At 46.0% G+C, this 17,199-nt stretch carries 15 protein-coding genes and 1 other annotated feature; of the genes, 14 read left to right on the plus strand and 1 reads right to left on the minus strand.

The genetic code is table 11. The features are described 5' to 3' along the window. The first annotated feature begins 15 nt into the window (after positions 1–15). The 3 genes from AC2EXB_RS07340 (at position 16) to pheT (ending at position 4,546) form a co-directional block, all read left to right on the plus strand. Positions 16–783 carry a TrmH family RNA methyltransferase gene (locus AC2EXB_RS07340; RefSeq protein WP_483604252.1) on the plus strand — a complete coding sequence of 256 codons (768 nt, stop codon included), beginning with the start codon at positions 16–18 and terminating at the stop codon, positions 781–783. 43 nt (positions 784–826) lie between these two features. Beyond that, positions 827–1,054: a binding site (T-box leader), on the plus strand. Positions 1,055–1,091: 37 nt separating this feature from the next. Further along, positions 1,092–2,129 (plus strand): phenylalanine--tRNA ligase subunit alpha, encoded by a 1,038-nt coding sequence (gene pheS / locus AC2EXB_RS07345; RefSeq protein ID WP_483604253.1) that lies wholly within the window; start codon positions 1,092–1,094, stop codon positions 2,127–2,129. Positions 2,130–2,143: 14 nt separating this feature from the next. Beyond that, a complete protein-coding gene (pheT, locus tag AC2EXB_RS07350) occupies positions 2,144–4,546 on the plus strand; it encodes a phenylalanine--tRNA ligase subunit beta (RefSeq protein ID WP_483604254.1) in 2,403 nt (800 codons plus the stop codon). A gap of 152 nt (positions 4,547–4,698) precedes the next feature. Here the strand turns inward: pheT and rnhC are convergent, their stop codons facing one another. Next, positions 4,699–5,631, minus strand: coding sequence for a ribonuclease HIII (gene rnhC, locus AC2EXB_RS07355; RefSeq protein WP_483604255.1), 933 nt, complete (start codon positions 5,629–5,631; stop codon positions 4,699–4,701). An 84-nt stretch (positions 5,632–5,715) separates the two neighbouring features. Between rnhC and zapA the strand changes: the two genes are divergently transcribed. From zapA to trxA, 11 genes are all read left to right on the plus strand, one after another. Further along, on the plus strand, positions 5,716–5,976 hold the full coding sequence (zapA, locus tag AC2EXB_RS07360; protein WP_235198939.1) for a cell division protein ZapA: 261 nt from the start codon (positions 5,716–5,718) through the stop codon (positions 5,974–5,976). Between the two features lie 5 nt (positions 5,977–5,981). After that, positions 5,982–6,518 carry a CvpA family protein gene (locus AC2EXB_RS07365; RefSeq protein ID WP_235198940.1) on the plus strand — a complete coding sequence of 179 codons (537 nt, stop codon included), beginning with the start codon at positions 5,982–5,984 and terminating at the stop codon, positions 6,516–6,518. 62 nt (positions 6,519–6,580) lie between these two features. Further along, positions 6,581–8,284, plus strand: a complete 1,704-nt coding sequence (gene polX, locus AC2EXB_RS07370) for a DNA polymerase/3'-5' exonuclease PolX (protein WP_483604256.1) — start codon at positions 6,581–6,583, stop codon at positions 8,282–8,284. Positions 8,285–8,296: 12 nt separating this feature from the next. Beyond that, positions 8,297–10,657: an endonuclease MutS2 gene (locus AC2EXB_RS07375; protein WP_483604257.1), complete on the plus strand. Its 2,361-nt coding sequence runs from the start codon at positions 8,297–8,299 to the stop codon at positions 10,655–10,657. A gap of 22 nt (positions 10,658–10,679) precedes the next feature. Then, complete coding sequence (locus AC2EXB_RS07380) at positions 10,680–11,093, plus strand: DUF350 domain-containing protein (protein ID WP_235198942.1); 414 nt, start codon at positions 10,680–10,682, stop codon at positions 11,091–11,093. 240 nt (positions 11,094–11,333) lie between these two features. Further along, positions 11,334–13,025, plus strand: coding sequence for an AMP-binding protein (locus AC2EXB_RS07385; RefSeq protein ID WP_483604258.1), 1,692 nt, complete (start codon positions 11,334–11,336; stop codon positions 13,023–13,025). Between the two features lie 148 nt (positions 13,026–13,173). Further along, the gene (locus tag AC2EXB_RS07390; RefSeq protein ID WP_483604259.1) at positions 13,174–13,758 is read left to right on the plus strand and encodes a TetR/AcrR family transcriptional regulator; all 585 of its coding nucleotides are present in this window, start codon (positions 13,174–13,176) and stop codon (positions 13,756–13,758) included. Positions 13,759–13,775: 17 nt separating this feature from the next. Next, complete coding sequence (locus AC2EXB_RS07395; protein WP_235198945.1) at positions 13,776–14,549, plus strand: enoyl-CoA hydratase; 774 nt, start codon at positions 13,776–13,778, stop codon at positions 14,547–14,549. Between the two features lie 20 nt (positions 14,550–14,569). Further along, positions 14,570–15,343 (plus strand): electron transfer flavoprotein subunit beta/FixA family protein, encoded by a 774-nt coding sequence (locus AC2EXB_RS07400; RefSeq protein WP_235198946.1) that lies wholly within the window; start codon positions 14,570–14,572, stop codon positions 15,341–15,343. A gap of 177 nt (positions 15,344–15,520) precedes the next feature. Further along, a complete protein-coding gene (locus AC2EXB_RS07405; RefSeq protein WP_235198947.1) occupies positions 15,521–16,486 on the plus strand; it encodes an electron transfer flavoprotein subunit alpha/FixB family protein in 966 nt (321 codons plus the stop codon). A 398-nt stretch (positions 16,487–16,884) separates the two neighbouring features. Beyond that, positions 16,885–17,199, plus strand: a complete 315-nt coding sequence (gene trxA, locus AC2EXB_RS07410) for a thioredoxin (protein ID WP_483604260.1) — start codon at positions 16,885–16,887, stop codon at positions 17,197–17,199.

The following is a 17,199-nucleotide window of genomic DNA, read 5'->3' on the forward strand; positions in this document are numbered from 1 at the left end:
AGGCGTGAACTGCAAATGAAAAGAATTGAATCAACACAAAACTCGCTTGTGAAGCATTGGAAAAAATTAGTCACTACCCGTAAAGAACGGGATAAATTCACGGAATTTCTAGTGGAAGGCTTTCATTTGACGGAAGAGGCGTTGAAGAAAAAAGAATCCATCAAATCCTTGATTGTCCGGGAAGGCGTCGATATTCCCGCTGGCTGGAATGTCGACGATGTGCCGATGTATTCCGTGACGGCAGCGGTAGCGAAAGAAATTTCCGAAACGGAGCATTCCCAAGGGATTTTCGCGCATTGTGCGCAGCCGGAATTCACAGAAGCAGACCAGCAGCAATGGAGTAAACTGTTGTTGGTCGATGCCGTCCAAGATCCCGGCAATATCGGAACGATGATCCGTACAGCTTCTGCAAGTGGCATCGACGTGGTCGTTTTAGGGAAAGGCTGTGCGGATCCGTTCAATCCGAAAACGGTTCGTTCAGCGCAAGGCTCCCATTTCCAAATTCCGGTTGTCAGAGGCGAATTGGAAGAATGGACCACAGAGCTAAAAGAACGCAATATTCCTTTATACGGCACAGCGCTAATCAATTCAACGCCGGTGCACGAAGTGGAAAGCCAAGAAGCGTTCGCTTTGATCGTCGGCAATGAAGGAAGCGGTGTAGATCCGGTTTTGCTGCAGAAGACGGACCGCAATTTAATGGTGCCGTTATACGGCGAAGCGGAATCGCTGAACGTTGCTGTTGCCACTGGAATCCTGCTTTATAGTTTAGTGCCAAAAAACTAATTTGATTAAATGAACGCAATTTCGTATACTTAAAGGGTAAATAAGAAAAGCTGTGACCGGGAAAAGTATGTTGTGCCGTTGCATCAAGAGAGTCTGCGCCTTGGCTGGAAGCGCGGATATGCGAGAAACTTCAGAAGTTCACCCCGCGAGCTGCCTGTCGGGACCAGCAAATGCTGTAAAGATGGGCCGGTGAAGAGCCGTTACGTAAATGAGTGATTGCCTATTTTGGCGATAACTAGGGTGGTACCGCGAATAATGCCTCGTCCCTTTTTGGGACGGGGCTTTTTTACGTTTAAGGAGGAGAAAAAATGGAAGCACAATTGCAGGCATTGAAAACAGAAGCGCTTGAAAAAATTGCATCAGCGGCGAATGTAAAAGAATTGAATGACGTCCGTGTCGCTTATTTAGGGAAAAAAGGGCCAATTACCGATCTATTAAAAGGCATGGGGAAATTACCGGCTGAAGAACGTCCGAAAATGGGCGCACTAGTCAACGTAGTCCGTGAAGAAGTCACGACTTCGCTTGAAGAACGCATGATGATCCTGGAAGAAGAAGCGATCAATCTGAAGTTGCAAAGTGAAACGATCGATATCACATTGCCAGGGCGTCCTGTTCGTACAGGGAACCCGCATCCATTAACGCGCGTTATCGAAGAAATCGAGGATTTATTCGTATCGATGGGTTATGAGATCGCTGAAGGACCGGAAGTGGAAAAAGATTATTACAACTTCGAAGCTTTAAATTTGCCGAAAGGCCATCCAGCCCGTGATATGCAGGATTCTTTCTATATTACGGAAGACATTCTGCTTCGTACGCATACATCGCCGGTACAAGCCCGTACGATGGAAGCGAAAGGCGGCGAACCGATTAAAATCATCTGCCCAGGGAAAGTATACCGCCGCGATAATGACGATGCGACGCATTCCCACCAATTCACGCAAATCGAAGGATTGGTCATCGGTGAAGACATCCGCATGAGTGATCTTAAAGGAACACTATCCGTATTCGCGAAGAAAATGTTCGGAGACGACCGTGAAATCCGCCTTCGCCCAAGTTTCTTCCCGTTCACAGAGCCTTCTGTTGAAATGGATATCTCGTGCTTTAAATGCGGAGGATCTGGCTGCAACGTCTGCAAAAAAACCGGATGGATTGAAATTCTTGGAGCCGGAATGGTGCATCCGAACGTACTTGAAATGGCCGGCTATGATTCAAAACGCCTGACAGGATTTGCTTTCGGCATGGGGCCGGAGCGTATTGCAATGCTGAAATACGGCGTAGAAGACATCCGCCATTTCTATACCAATGATGTCCGCTTTTTATCTCAATTCCAGCGCACTGAAGTTTAAGGAGGAAATAAAACATGCTCGTATCCATTAAATGGTTGAAAGAATATGTAAATACACAAGAGTTAGACCCGGCTGAACTGGGCGAGAAAATTACCCGTTCCGGCATCGAAGTGGACGCAGTCATCGATCGTTCACATGGCATGACTAACGTCGTAGTCGGTTACGTTGAATCATGCGAGAAACATCCGGAAGCGGATAAATTATCGATTTGCCAAGTAAACGTCGGAGAAGACGGCATTGAACAAATCATCTGCGGCGCACCGAATATTGCGGCTGGCCAAAAAGTCATCGTTGCCCGTCCTGGCGCTAAATTGCCAGGCGGCGTGAAAATCAAAAAAGCGAAGCTGCGTGGAGAAGTTTCAAACGGGATGATCTGCTCACTTCAAGAACTGGGCATTGAAGGAAAATTGGTTCCTAAAGCATATGCGGAAGGCATTTACGTGCTTCCGGAAAACGCAGAAATCGGTTCTGATGTTGTAACGAATTTTGACCTGGATGACACCGTACTTGAACTTGGCTTGACGCCAAACCGTGCAGATGCGATGAGCATGCTGGGTGTGGCTTATGAAGTCGGCGCTATTTTATCGGAAGAAGTAAAACTGCCGGAAGCAACATACACAGAAGCAGCGGAAACAGCAGCGTCAATGCTGACATTGAACATCGATGCTCCGGAAGCGAATCCGCTTTATGTCGCAAAAGTCATCCGCAACATCGAAGTGAAAGAGTCGCCGATGTGGCTGCAGCAGCGGTTAATGGCAGCAGGCGTCCGTCCGCATAATAACGTCGTCGACGTGACGAACTTTGTCTTGATGGAATACGGCCAGCCGCTTCATGCGTTTGACTATGATTCTTTGAAGACTGGAAATATCACAGTTCGCCATGCGAAGCAGGACGAATTGATTACGACTTTGGATGATGCAGAACGCAAATTATCGCCTCATCATTTAGTGATTACAAACGGCGAAGAGCCGGTTGCCTTAGCAGGGGTTATGGGCGGCGCGAATTCAGAGGTGAGCGATTCAACAACAACGATTGTCATCGAATCTGCTTATTTCGCATCAGGATCGATTCGTCAAACTTCGAAAGACCATGGATTGCGCAGCGATGCGAGCTCACGCTATGAAAAAGGCGTTGACCCGAACCGTGTCATTCCTGCAGCAGAACGTGCTGCAAGCTTGATCGCAGAACTTGCAGGCGGGGAAGTGCTCGCAGGATCCGTCATTTTTGATGAGCTTGAGCGCGAAGAGAAAATCGTGAAAGTAAGCCCGGATTTCATTAACACCCGTCTTGGAATGAAAATTCCATTTGAAGACATGCTTGAGATTTTGGAGCGCTTGAAGTTTAAAACGGAAGCGGCAAACAACCAATTGATTATTTCAGTGCCGACTCGACGCCAGGATATTCAAATTGAGGAAGATGTTGTAGAAGAAATCGCGCGTCTTTACGGCTACGACGAAATTCCTGCCACTTTGCCTCAAACGGAAGCACGCCCAGGCGGTTTGACGCCGTATCAAGCGAAGCGCCGCATGGTCCGCCATTTCCTTGAAGGTGCAGGGTTATTGCAAGCGACGACGTATTCATTGACATCTGAGAAGTCGGCGAAACAATTTGCTTTGACGGAAACGGATACGACAAGATTATTGATGCCGATGAGCGAAGAACGCAGCATTCTGCGCCAGAGCTTGTTGCCGCATTTATTGGATTCAGTGACACATAATACAGCTCGCCGTATCGATTCAGTGGCGCTGTATGAAACAGGCGCTGTGTTCTTGAAAACAGAGGATGAATTATTGAACGAAGAAGAGCATCTGGCAATTGCCATGACGGGCTTATGGCTCGATAATAGCTGGCAAGGCGAGAAGAAACCAGTCGATTTCTTCGTGCTAAAAGGCATCGTTGAAGGGCTTGGTGAAAAATTGGGTGTTGAATTGTCCTTCGAACGTGGGCAAATGGACGACCTCCATCCGGGAAGAACGGCATTCATCATTCATGACGGACAGCGGATCGGCGTCATTGGCCAATTGCATCCGACAGAACAAAAAGAACGTGATTTGAAAACCACTGTCGTTCTCGAATTGAATTTAGCTGCACTATTGAATTTAGCACCGGATCCATTGCTTTACACGCCGGTACCGCGCTATCCATCCATCACACGCGACGTAGCACTTGTATTGTCGAAGATTGTGGAAGCGGGCACGATTGAAAAAGTCATCCGAGGCGCTGGCGGCAAATTGCTGAAAGATGTCCGTGTCTTTGACTTGTATGAAGGCGACAAGATGGAAGAAGGCAAAAAATCAGTAGCGTTCACTTTAACGTACTTTGATCCAGAGAAAACCTTGACGGACGAAGAAGTCGTAGCCGTCCATGATAAAGTATTGAAGGCTTTGACAGAAGTTGGAGCGGAACTTCGGAGTTAAGAAACTAGTAAAATAGCAGGCTAAAAAAGCAGAATCCCGGGATTCTGCTTTTTTCTGTCCATCTTTATAAGGATGCAAGTAATCATTTTGTAATCAAAATGTGCTAGTAATCTTTTCTAAGAATGATAAAATAAGAATATTCCAAAAGAATCTTAGTAGCGTTTTTTATTCGCCAATGCTTGAGCTTTTTTCGTATTGGCAAAATGGGCTTTTGTGATGTTTTTTAAATAGCTCTCGCCGTGCTTCAATAAAATCTTGGCGGCCGCTTCATCCACGATTTTTCCGGCGCCTTTTGGCAAGGTGATACCGGTTTCGCTGCTCATGCGGTCCATTTCTTCCAAGAAAGCGACACGCGCAATGATGGATGCGCAGGCAACGGAAACGTGGAGGCCTTCCGCTTTTGTCGAGAACAGGACATTTTCCTGGATGATTTCTTTTTCATCTTTAATGTGTTTATAATAAATGCCGCGTTCAGCGAATTGGTCGATCAAAATGGCGTCCGGCTTTACCGGTGCCATTTTGCGGAGTACATGCTTTAATGCTTGGTTGTGCATCAAGGCTTTGATTTTTCCTTGCGACCAGCCTTGTTCCTGCACGCGGTTGTATTTTTCATTTTTTAAGGTCAGGACGCTATGGGCGAAAGCCGCTTTTAAGTCCGGAGCGACGCTGCGCATCCAGGCGTCAGTCAGCTGTTTGGAATCTTTTACTCCGAGTTCGTGCGCAAGCGCCACTTTATCCGCCGGAACGTAGCAGGCAGCGACGGTGATCGGACCAAAGAAATCGCCGGTACCGGTTTCATCTGAACCGAGTACGGAAAGTTTGGCGAAATTGGTTGGCAGCTGATTGCCTTTAGCGGTGGAAGTTTTTGCGGCACCGGCTTCAACTTCTCCCCAACGCGCTGCTTCCCGTTCGGCACCACCGCCTTGGAACATCACTTTTCCGGATGTGTAGACCGTGACGACTGCATCCGTTAATTTGGCTGTAAAGCGGACGTAAGGCGCTTTCGCGGCTACTTGTTTCGGCTTATAATGGGCAATGATTTGGAGGAGACTTTCCTCCGGCAGTTTCAACACAATATTTGACATGAAGGCGCCTCCTTTCTTATGATTCACATTGTACGCGTGTTCATGTTATGATTATCTATAGCATTTCTAAGGAGGGGTGGAGCATTGTCGGATGAACATAAAATAACGACTTCAGTCGAAATCTACGGCTATACCTATAAAATTGTCGGTACGGAAACATCCGGTCATATGCGGCAAGTGGCCTCGATGGTGGATGAAAGTATGCGTGAGTTCCATGCAATGAATCCATCTCTCGATAGTTCGAAGCTGGCAGTTTTGACCGCCGTAAATACGGCACATGAATATCTTAAACTGAAAGAGCGGGTAGAACAATTAGAAAATGAATTGAGAAAGTTGAAGGGTTGACGTAGATGCTTGATATTATTTTATTGATTTTATTGATTGGCGGCATAATTGTAGGCGCAAAACGAGGGCTGGTTCTTCAGCTGATCCATATGGTTGGATTTGTCGTGGCGCTCGTTGTCGCTTATCTCTATTATAAACCGCTCTCGGAATATTTTGTGCTGTGGATCCCGTATCCGGCTGTCAACGATGAATCCCGTTTCACGATGGCCATCGAACAGCTGGACCTGGATCAGACTTTCTATCAGCTATTTGCTTTTGCCTTGATTTTCTTCGTAGTGAAATTCGGCCTGCAGCTGCTTGCTTCCATGTTCGATTTCTTGAAGTACTTGCCGGTGCTCGGCTTTATCAGCAAGGTGCTCGGCGCGGTACTTGGATTTATTGAAGTATACATACTCCTATTTATCTTTATCTATGTGTTTGCACTGCTTCCGATGGATGCGGTCCAAAACCAGCTCGAGAATTCCAGCCTCGCTCAAATGATGCTGGAGCATACGCCTTATTTCTCTGAGAAAGTAAAGGAATGGTGGTATATTTATATGTAAGCAGTAACTTCTCTCTTACTGGAGGGAAGTTTTTTTAAGTCTAAATCTGGAGGTCTGTCTGCATGAATAAGAAAATCATCATCAGAACACTCGAAAAAATAGCGTTAAATATGGAATTAAAAGGGGAAAACCCGTTTAAAGTATCGGCTTTCAGAAAAGCCGCGCAAGCGCTTGAGCTCGACCAACGGAGCTTGGATGAGTTAGAAGACGTAACGAAACTGAAAGGCATCGGCAAAGGGACAGGGGATGTCATTTTGGAATTGATGGACACTGGAAAATCCACGGTTCTTGAAGAATTGCAGGAAGAGGTGCCAAAAGGGCTGATTCCGTTGATGAAATTGCAGGGCTTGGGCGGCAAGAAAATCGCGAAGCTCTATAAAGAACTGGGCATCGATTCAGCAGAAAGCTTGAAACAGGCATGCCTGGACCATGAAATCCAGAAGCTTCCGGGTTTTGGGCCGAAATCGGAAGAGAAGATCCTGAAAGAATTGACCGATTTTGAATCGCGTCCAGGCAGACATCCGATCTGGAAAACGGAGGAAGCCGTCGAATTTATCCAGGATATTTTGTCGAAAATCCAGGAAGTCACGGAATTCTCCGTGGCAGGAAGTTTTCGCCGGACGAAAGAAACAAGCAAGGATCTGGACTTCATCGTAGCAACATCTGCTCCGTTGATCGTCAAAGAGCAATTGCTTGAAGCTTTGCCGGTCCAGGAAACCATTGCGTCTGGAGACACAAAAGTGTCGGTGACAGTGGAATTCCAGGATTTGATCGATATCGATTTCCGTTTGGTAGCGCCGGAAGAATTCACTACTGCGTTGCACCATTTCACCGGATCGAAAGACCATAACGTGAAAATGCGCCAACTGGCAAAATCACAGAACAAGAAAATCAGTGAGTACGGCGTTGAGCAGGAAGACGGTTCAATCGCGACCTTCACTTCCGAAACGGATTTCTATGCTCATTTCGGTTTGCCTTTCATTCCGCCTTCCGTCCGGGAAGACGGCCGGGAATTGGATCGCCTCGAAGAATTGCCGGATCTTGTTGAGCTAAAGGACATCAAATCGGATTTGCATATGCACACCACTTGGTCGGACGGCGCGCATTCACTGCCTGAAATGATCGATGGCTGCCGCGCAAAAGGCTATGAATATATGGTCATCACCGACCATTCCGAATACTTGAAAGTGGCGAATGGCTTGACGCCTGAACGCCTATTAAAACAAAATGCGGAAATCCGTGAGCTGAATAAAAATTACAAGGATATTGAAGTCCTATCCGGCACAGAAATGGATATATTGCCGGATGGTTCGCTTGATTTTGACGATGAAGTACTCGAACAGTTGGATTTTGTCATTGCGAGCATCCATTCCAGTTTCCAGCAGCCGCAAGAGCAAATCATGGAACGCCTGTTAACCGCAATGAAAAATCCGCATGTGGATATGATTGCCCATCCGACCGGCCGCATCATTGGCCAACGGAGCGGCTACGACCCGGATATCGAACAGCTATTGGACTGGGCAAAAGAATACGGCAAAATCGTCGAATTGAATGCAAGTCCTTACCGGCTTGATTTGGCAGTGGAACATTTGGAAATGGCGCAGGAAAAAGGCGTGCCGGTTGCCATTAATACGGACGCCCATGCCATTGAAGGATTGGATGTTATGGAAACAGGGGTCAAGCATGCCCAAAAAGCTTGGCTGAAAAAGGATCATGTGGTCAATACATGGCCGCTTGAACGCTTTAAAGAATTTTTGAAAAAGTAGGAGGTGTCTCGTTTGATCGCAGAACGCGCATTGAGAACACTTGAATATTATAAAATCCGCGAAGAAGTGGCTCGCTATTGCACTTCTTCGCTCGGGAAAGCCCATATTGAAAAATTGCTTCCTTCAACAGATATCAACGAAGTCAACCGTTTATTGGAACAGATGGACGAAGGGGCAAGCATCATACGGGTAAAAGGGAATGTGCCGATGGGCGGCATTTTCGATATCCGCATGCATGCGAAGCGCGCACAAATCGGCGGTTCTCTTAGCCCGATGGAATTGATGGAAGTGTCATCGACCATCCGGGCGAGCCGGATTCTCCGCCAATTTTTTGAAGGCATTCGGGAAGAAGGGACAATCCAGATCCCTCTTTTCCTGGAAATGAAAGAATCGATGCCGATTTTGACGCAGCTCGAACACGACATCAATATGTGCATCGATGACAACGGGGGCGTCTTGGATAGTGCGAGTTCCGCACTTCGCACTATCCGCCAGCAGCTCCGGGCGCAGGAAAGCCGAGTGCGCGAACGGTTGGAAAGTTTAGTGCGCGGCAAAAATGCATCCAAAATGCTGTCAGATTCCATTGTAACAATCCGCAATGACCGTTTCGTTATTCCCGTAAAGCAGGAATACCGCAGCCATTACGGCGGCATCGTGCACGATCAGTCGTCTTCTGGCCAAACTTTATTCATTGAACCGGATGCAGTCGTCCAAGCAAACAATGAAGTTCGCCGCTTGAAGATGAAGGAAAAAGAAGAAATCGACCGCATTCTCCAAATGCTTTCTGCCCAGGTGCAGGAAGTGGCGCATGATCTGTTTTTGTTGGTCGAAGTGCTCGGAGAAATCGATATGATTTTTGCGAAAGCGAAATACGGCGCAGCCAATAAATGCACGAAACCTGAAATGAACACAGAAGGCTATATCAATTTAAAGAAAGCACGCCATCCACTGATTCCAATTGACGAAGTGGTGCCGAATGATATCGAGTTTGGTCGTGACATCACGGCGATCGTCATTACCGGCCCGAATACCGGCGGGAAGACGGTGACCTTGAAAACGGTCGGGCTAAGCACGTTAATGGCTCAATCGGGCTTGCCGGTTCCAGCGCTGGAAGGTTCTGAGTTGGCGGTGTTTGATCAAGTATTTGCCGATATCGGCGATGAGCAGTCGATCGAACAAAGCTTAAGTACGTTCTCTTCCCATATGGTCAATATTGTCGATATCCTGACGAAATTCGATGAAAATTCGTTGGTGATTTTTGATGAGTTGGGTGCAGGAACAGACCCTCAAGAAGGGGCAGCCCTTGCGATTTCGTTATTGGACGAAGTCCACGGACGCGGCGCACGAGTTATTGCGACGACCCACTATCCGGAATTGAAGGCCTACGGCTATAACCGGCCAGGTGTAGCAAACGCAAGCGTAGAATTTAATGTGGAAACCTTAAGCCCTACTTACCGGTTATTGATCGGTGTTCCAGGGCGAAGCAACGCATTTGAAATTTCGAAACGCCTTGGATTGCCGGAGCACATTATCAGCCACGCGAAAAGTTTCACCGGCACTGACCGGCGTGAAGTGGATTCGATGATTGCTTCTCTTGAAACGAGCCGCCGGGAAGCTGAGAAAGATGCGGAACGTTCGAGCGAAGTGTTAGAAGAATCCGAGCGTTTGAAAAAAGAACTGCAAAACCAACTGAAAGAATACGAAGAGCAAAAAGAGAAGCTGCAGGAAAAGGCGAAGGAAAAAGCACGGAAAATTGTGGAACAAGCAACCCGTGAAGCAGAAGGCGTCATGTCTGAACTTCGTAAAATGCAGATGGATCAAGCTTCATCGGTCAAAGAGCATCAGTTGATCGATGCGAAAAAACGGCTGGAGGCAGCGATGCCTGAAAACCGCATTTTGAAACGAGCGGCAAAAGCCAGCCAAGCGAAGCCGTTGAAACCGAATGATGAAGTCAAAGTGATTTCATTTGGCCAAAAAGGTACGCTGATTGAAAAAGTATCCAAAGATGAATGGATCGTCCAAATCGGCATTTTGAAGATGAAGCTGCCGGAATCCGATTTGTCTTATACAAAACCGGAAAAACAAAAAGAAACACGTGCGATGGCCACCTTGAAAAATCGGGACAGCCACGTGAAATTGGAACTCGATTTACGCGGGGAACGTTACGAAGATGCACTTGCCCGTGTTGAAAAGTATATCGATGATGCGTTACTATCTAATTATCATCAAGTTTCAATCATTCACGGCAAAGGAACCGGCGCACTGCGCACAGGTGTCCAGCAGTATTTGAAAAAACATCCGAGAGTCAAAAGCTATCGCTTCGGGGAAGCAGGGGAAGGCGGCTCAGGCGTAACGGTCGCTGAGCTAAAGTGATTTCGTATAGGGGAGAATTGACATGTCAGAGACTGGGTTTTGGACACATCCGTTAGTGGAAACGGCGGGATATTTCAGCGTTGTCGTTTTATGTTTAATCGTCTCAATGGTGATTTTTGAATTGGTGACGAAGTATAAAAACTGGGAAGAAATCAAAAAAGGGAATCTGGCGGTAGCGATGGCGACCGGCGGGAAAATTTTCGGTGTCACGAATATTTTCCGGTTTTCCATTGAACGCCATAATACTTTGCTGGAAATGATCGGCTGGGGATTGTATGGATTTGCTTTATTGATTTTTGCTTATCTCTTATTTGAATTTCTTACTCCGAAATTCAAAGTGGATGAAGAAATTGAAAATGACAACCGTTCCGTCGGCTTCGTTTCGTTGACCATCTCAGTCGGACTGTCTTTCGTCATCGGTGCAAGTATTTCTTAGGAGTTGTAAACTATGGAGAATCTGATCAAGATCCTATTCGTATGCTGTGCATTGTTCATCATCGTAGGAATCGTTTTTCTGTTTATTATTTAAAACTGAGCAGTCTGCCAATAAGGCAGGCTGTTTTTTTATTCCTTGTGTAGTTGTGATTTTATTTGCTGTTGAAAGCGTTATCATTTACCGATATAATTAAAAATAGGAATATTCACACGATTTGAAAATCAAAAGGAGGAATAAAGAATGACAGAAAAGCCATGGCTTGCCCATTATCCGCCTGAAGTCCCAAAAACTTTGGAGTACAAAAGTATGCCCGTGCAGGAATATTTGACGCATGCCTACGAACAATTCCCGAAGAAAACAGCTATCCATTTCATGGGAAGAGATGTGAGCTACGAAGAGCTGTATGATTCCTCGATGAAGTTCGCCAATTATTTGCAAGGGCTCGGCATTGAAAAGGGTGACCGGGTGTCCGTCATGCTGCCGAACTGTCCGCAGGCAGTCATCAGTTTTTATGGCGTCCTCTATGCAGGCGGCGTAGTGGTCATGACGAATCCGCTTTATACAGAACGGGAAATCGCGTACCAAATGAACGATTCCGGTGCAAAAGCCATTGTCTCATTAGATATTTTATTCCCTCGGATTTCAAAAGTCGTGAAAGATACGAAACTGGAAAATGTCATTATTACCGGGATCAAAGACTATCTTCCTTTCCCGAAAAATATGATTTATCCATTTATCCAAAAACGCCAGACCGGATTATCAGTGAAAGTGGAGCATCGCGGCGTCAATCATTTGTTTACAGAAGTGATGAAAACCGCATCAAAAGAAGTGGAGCCAACTGAATTCGATTTCAATGAAGACCTCGCATTGCTACAATATACTGGAGGGACGACAGGTTCGCCTAAAGGGGTTATGCTGACCCATAAGAACTTGATCTCGAATGCGACGATGTGTGATTCATGGCTTTACAAATGCAAGGACGGCGAAGAGACGGTTCTTGGCATCATTCCGCTTTTCCATGTATATGGCTTGACGACAGTGTTGATCCTATCCGTGATGCAAGGCAACCGAATGGTGCTGCTGCCGAAATTTGATGCAGAAACAGCCTTGAAAACGATCAATAAACAAAAGCCGACTTTATTCCCTGGAGCTCCGACCCTTTATATTGGTCTCATGAATCATCCGGACATCGGGAAATACGATTTATCTTCCATTGATGCCTGCTTGAGCGGATCTGCGCCGCTGCCTGTTGATGTCCAAGAGAAATTCGAGGAGATTACAGGAGGCAAACTGGTTGAAGGCTACGGTTTAACGGAAACGTCCCCGGTTACCCATTCGAATCTGATTTGGGGAGAACGCGTTAAAGGCTCTATCGGCTTCCCGTATCCCGACACGGACTGCAAAATTTTCCTTCCCGGGACGACAGATGAAGTGCCGGCAGGAGAGATCGGCGAAATTGCGATTTCAGGTCCTCAAGTGATGAAAGGCTACTGGAACCGGCCGGATGATACCGCTGCAACCATCGTTAATGGCTGGCTGTTGACTGGAGATCTCGGCTATATGGATGAAAAAGGCCATTTCTTTATCGTCGACCGCGAAAAAGACATGATCATTGCAGGTGGATTCAATATCTACCCTCGTGAAATAGAAGAAGTCCTGTATGAGCACGAAGCTGTCCAGGAATGTGTTGTTGCTGGAATACCGGATCCTTACCGCGGTGAAACAGTAAAGGCATACATTGTGCAAAAAGAAGGGTATACTGTTTCTGAGGAAGAGTTTAATAAATATTGCCGTGAACACTTGGCAGCATTTAAAGTTCCGCGCATTTATGAATTCCGCAAAGAGCTGCCGAAAACCGCAGTCGGAAAAATCCTTCGCCGCTCTTTAGTGGACGAAGAAGTCGCGAAACAAAACGAAGCGGTGCCGTCTTAACTTTTAAGAGCGACCAAAATATTGCCTATCGCTGCAGAGGCTGAGCTGGCAGTTGATAAAAGCTTGACACATTAATAGATAAACTATAATATGAAAATATGAATGAAGCGCCATTCATATTTTCATATTTTTTTTGGGTGGTGATGATTTGGTAAAAAAGGATAAACCAAAATACAAACAGATCGTAGATGCTGCGGTCGTGGTAATTGCAGAAAATGGTTACCATCAAGCGCAAGTATCTAAAATTGCAAAGCAGGCAGGAGTGGCTGACGGCACAATTTATCTCTACTTCAAAAACAAAGAAGATATTCTGATTTCTGTTTTCGAAGAAAAGATGGCAGTCTTTGTCGAGAAACTCGAACATATTTTGGTTCGGGATATTCCGGCAGTGGATAAATTAGGCTTGATGATCGAAAGCCATTTTAGTTTGCTGGCAAGTGATCTGCATCTCGCCATAGTGACCCAGTTGGAGCTCAGACAATCGAATACTGAGATCCGAATGAAAATAAATGGCGTGTTAAGAGAATATTTATTGCTGCTTGATAAAATCCTTGTAAAAGGGATGGAAGACGGAGAATTCGATGGAAAAATGGATATCCGTTTAGCTCGGCAAATGGTTTTTGGTACAATGGATGAGACCATCACCACTTGGGTGATGAACGATCATAAATATGATTTAGTCGAATTGGCGCCGAAAGTCCACCGTCTTTTGATGAAGGGAATTCGCGCATAGGGGAAGGGGCTCTTCAAATGGAATTTATCAGTTGGAAAAAAGAAGATGGTGTTGCGGTTGCAACAATCAATCGTCCGCCAGCAAATGCGTTATCTCGTGCATTGATCATGGAAGTGAACAGTCTGCTTGATGAAGTGGAACATGATGAAGAAGTCCGTGCAATCGTCTTGCATGGCGAAGGAAGATTCTTTTCTGCAGGAGCCGATATCAAGGAATTTACAGAAGTGACAAGCGGCGAAGAGTTTTCAAAACTCTCAGCAAGCGGACAGGCCGTATTTGAACGAGTCGAAACATTTCATAAACCTGTAATCGCAGCCATCCACGGAGCAGCTTTAGGCGGCGGTTTGGAATTGGCGATGAGCTGCCATATGCGTTTTGTTTCTGAAAATGCTAAACTAGGATTGCCGGAACTTCAGCTTGGCTTGATTCCAGGATTTGCAGGAACGCAACGCTTGCCGCGGTATGTAGGTGTCGCAAAAGCAGCAGAAATGCTTTTGACAAGCGATCCGATTACGGGAGCAGAAGCAGCTCAGTTGGGATTAGCCAACCGTGCTTATGCAGAAGCGGACCTACTTTCGGAAACGCTTTCAATTGCAAAGAAAATTGCGAAGAAAAGTCCGGTGTCGGTTAAAGCGGCCATTGATATGCTGCAGTATTCAAAGTCTGCAAGCTATCATGACGGCGTGAAAGCAGAAGCGGCTTCCTTTGGAACGGTTTTTGTTTCAGAAGACGCAAAAGAAGGAATCCAGGCTTTCCTGGAAAAACGCGAAGCACAATTTAAAGGGAAATAATACTTGGGAGGTTTACGTTCATGAACATTTATGTATTGGTAAAACGTACTTTTGACACAGAAGAAAAATTAGTCATCTCTGGTGGCAAAATCCAGGACGACGGCGCAGAATTCATCATTAATCCATATGATGAGTATGCGATTGAAGAAGCGATCACTGTCCGTGACGAACATGGCGGGGAAGTAACCGTTATCACAATCGGCGGAGAAGAAGCTGAAAAGCAACTTCGTACAGCTCTTGCAATGGGCGCGGATAAAGCAGTATTGATCAACACAGAAGACGATTTGGAAGAAATGGATGAGTTCACGACTTCCTACATATTAGCGGAATACTTGAAAGACAAAGATGCGGACTTGATTTTAGCAGGGAACGTCGCAATCGATGGCGGATCTGGCCAAGTAGGGCCGCGTGTTGCTGATTTGCTAGGCATCAACTATGTAACAACGATTACGAGCCTTAAAATCGATGGCACAACTGCTACAATCGTGAGAGACATCGAAGGGGATGCAGAAGAGCTTGAAACGTCATTGCCGTTGCTTGTAACAGCTCAGCAAGGTTTAAACGAACCTCGTTACCCATCACTTCCAGGAATCATGAAAGCGAAGAAAAAACCGCTTGAAGAGTTGGAACTCGATGATTTGGATATCGAAGAAGACGACGTTGAAGCGAAAACGGAAACAATCGAAATTTACTTGCCGCCGAAAAAAGAAGCGGGCCGCGTGCTAGAAGGGGACATTTCAGCACAAGTATCGGAATTGGTCGGATTATTGCGCAACGAAGCGAAAGTTATATAAAGCAAGAAAAGCGGAGGTTGCCGTTTAGCTCCGACAAGCGCCGGAGGAATTACCGTGAATGGCGAACTTTGCCATTTCCGGTAATTCTGAAGCGACTCGAGGAGCTGGCAGCCGGAGTCTGGACAAAGAACAAAACCGAACATTAATTTTCACATCTACTTAGGGGGTAAACAGACTATGTCGAAAAAAGTATTGGTATTGGGCGAAACGCGTGAAGGCGCTTTACGTAATGTAACGTTTGAAGCAATTGCCGCTGCGAAGAAAATCTCTGGCGGTGGAGAAGTAGTAGGCGTTTTGATTGGCGATTCAGTCGCTGACTTTGGCGCAGAACTTGTAAATTACGGAGCTGACCGTGTCATTACGGTAGAGCACCCTCATTTGAAGTCTTACACTTCAGATGGCTACGGGCAAGCATTCATGGCTGTCATCGAACAAGAAAGCCCGGAAGGCATCGTTTTCGGCCACACAGCGGTCGGAAAAGATTTATCGCCTAAAATCGCATCGAAATTGCAATCCGGTTTGATTTCTGATGTGACAAATATCGAAGGGGAAGGCGATGACGCTGTATTTGTCCGCCCGATCTATTCTGGTAAAGCATTCGAAAAAGTGAAATCAAAAGAAGGCCTTTCATTTATCACAGTTCGTCCGAACAACATTCCGCCATTAGCAAAAGAAGAGCGTTCAGGCGATGTAAGTTCACTTTCAGTGGATATTACAAACTTGCGCACGATCATCAAAGATGTGGTCCGCAAATCTGCTGAAGGCGTTGACCTTTCAGAAGCGAAAGTGATCGTTGCTGGCGGACGCGGCGTGAAGAGCACAGAAGGCTTCGAACCTTTGCAAGAATTAGCGAATCTTCTTGGAGGCGCTGTTGGTGCTTCTCGTGGAGCATGTGATGCGGATTATTGCGATTATTCCTTGCAGATCGGACAAACAGGTAAAGTTGTAACACCTGACCTTTATATCGCAGCAGGAATTTCAGGAGCGATCCAGCACTTAGCGGGTATGTCCAACTCGAAAGTCATTGTTGCGATCAACAAAGACCCAGAAGCGAACATTTTCAAAGTAGCGGATTACGGCATTGTCGGAGACTTGTTCGAAGTCATCCCGATGCTGACAGAAGAATTCAAGAAAGTAATGTAATTAAGAAAAGCGAAAGCGGGCGTACAGCTCCGAAAGGCATAAGACAGAACAGCGAAGCGGCGCACTTGGCCGCATAGCTGGGCTGGCTTATGACCCGAGGAGTTGCCCGCTGGAGTCTGGACAAAGAAAAGCGAAAGCAACGGCCCTTGTAATAGAAAGGGCCGTTTTTTAATGGGAATTAACGCGAAAGCACCTCGATGTGAAAGTTTCGCACCCAAAATCGATTTTTCCGCACCTCGTAAAATTTCGTATTAAGTTGAACAAAAGAAGCAGCATTTATCGACCGTTTATTCTTCCGAGTAAGGGGTAGATAGGAAGTAGGCAAATAAATAGCTACAGTTTTTCACGCATGCTATAATCAAAACATAGTTTGGTTACATTATAAGGAGGAATTATTCATGGCAATAGTACACGGTACAGATCAGAACTTTTCACAAGAAATCTCAGAAGGTTTAGTATTAGTAGATTTTTGGGCTACTTGGTGCGGGCCTTGTAAAATGATTGCTCCAGTTCTTGAAGAATTAGACGCTGAAATGAGCGATAAAGTTAAAATCGTAAAAGTAGACGTTGATGAAAACCAAGAAACTGCAGGTAAATACGGCATCATGTCAATCCCGACTCTTCTATTGTTGAAAGACGGGGAAACAGTTGATAAAGTTGTTGGCTTCAGACCGAAAGAAGCTTTGGCTGAATTAGTTAACCAACACGCATAA

The sequence above is a fragment of the Planococcus alkaliphilus genome, from assembly GCF_057031095.1.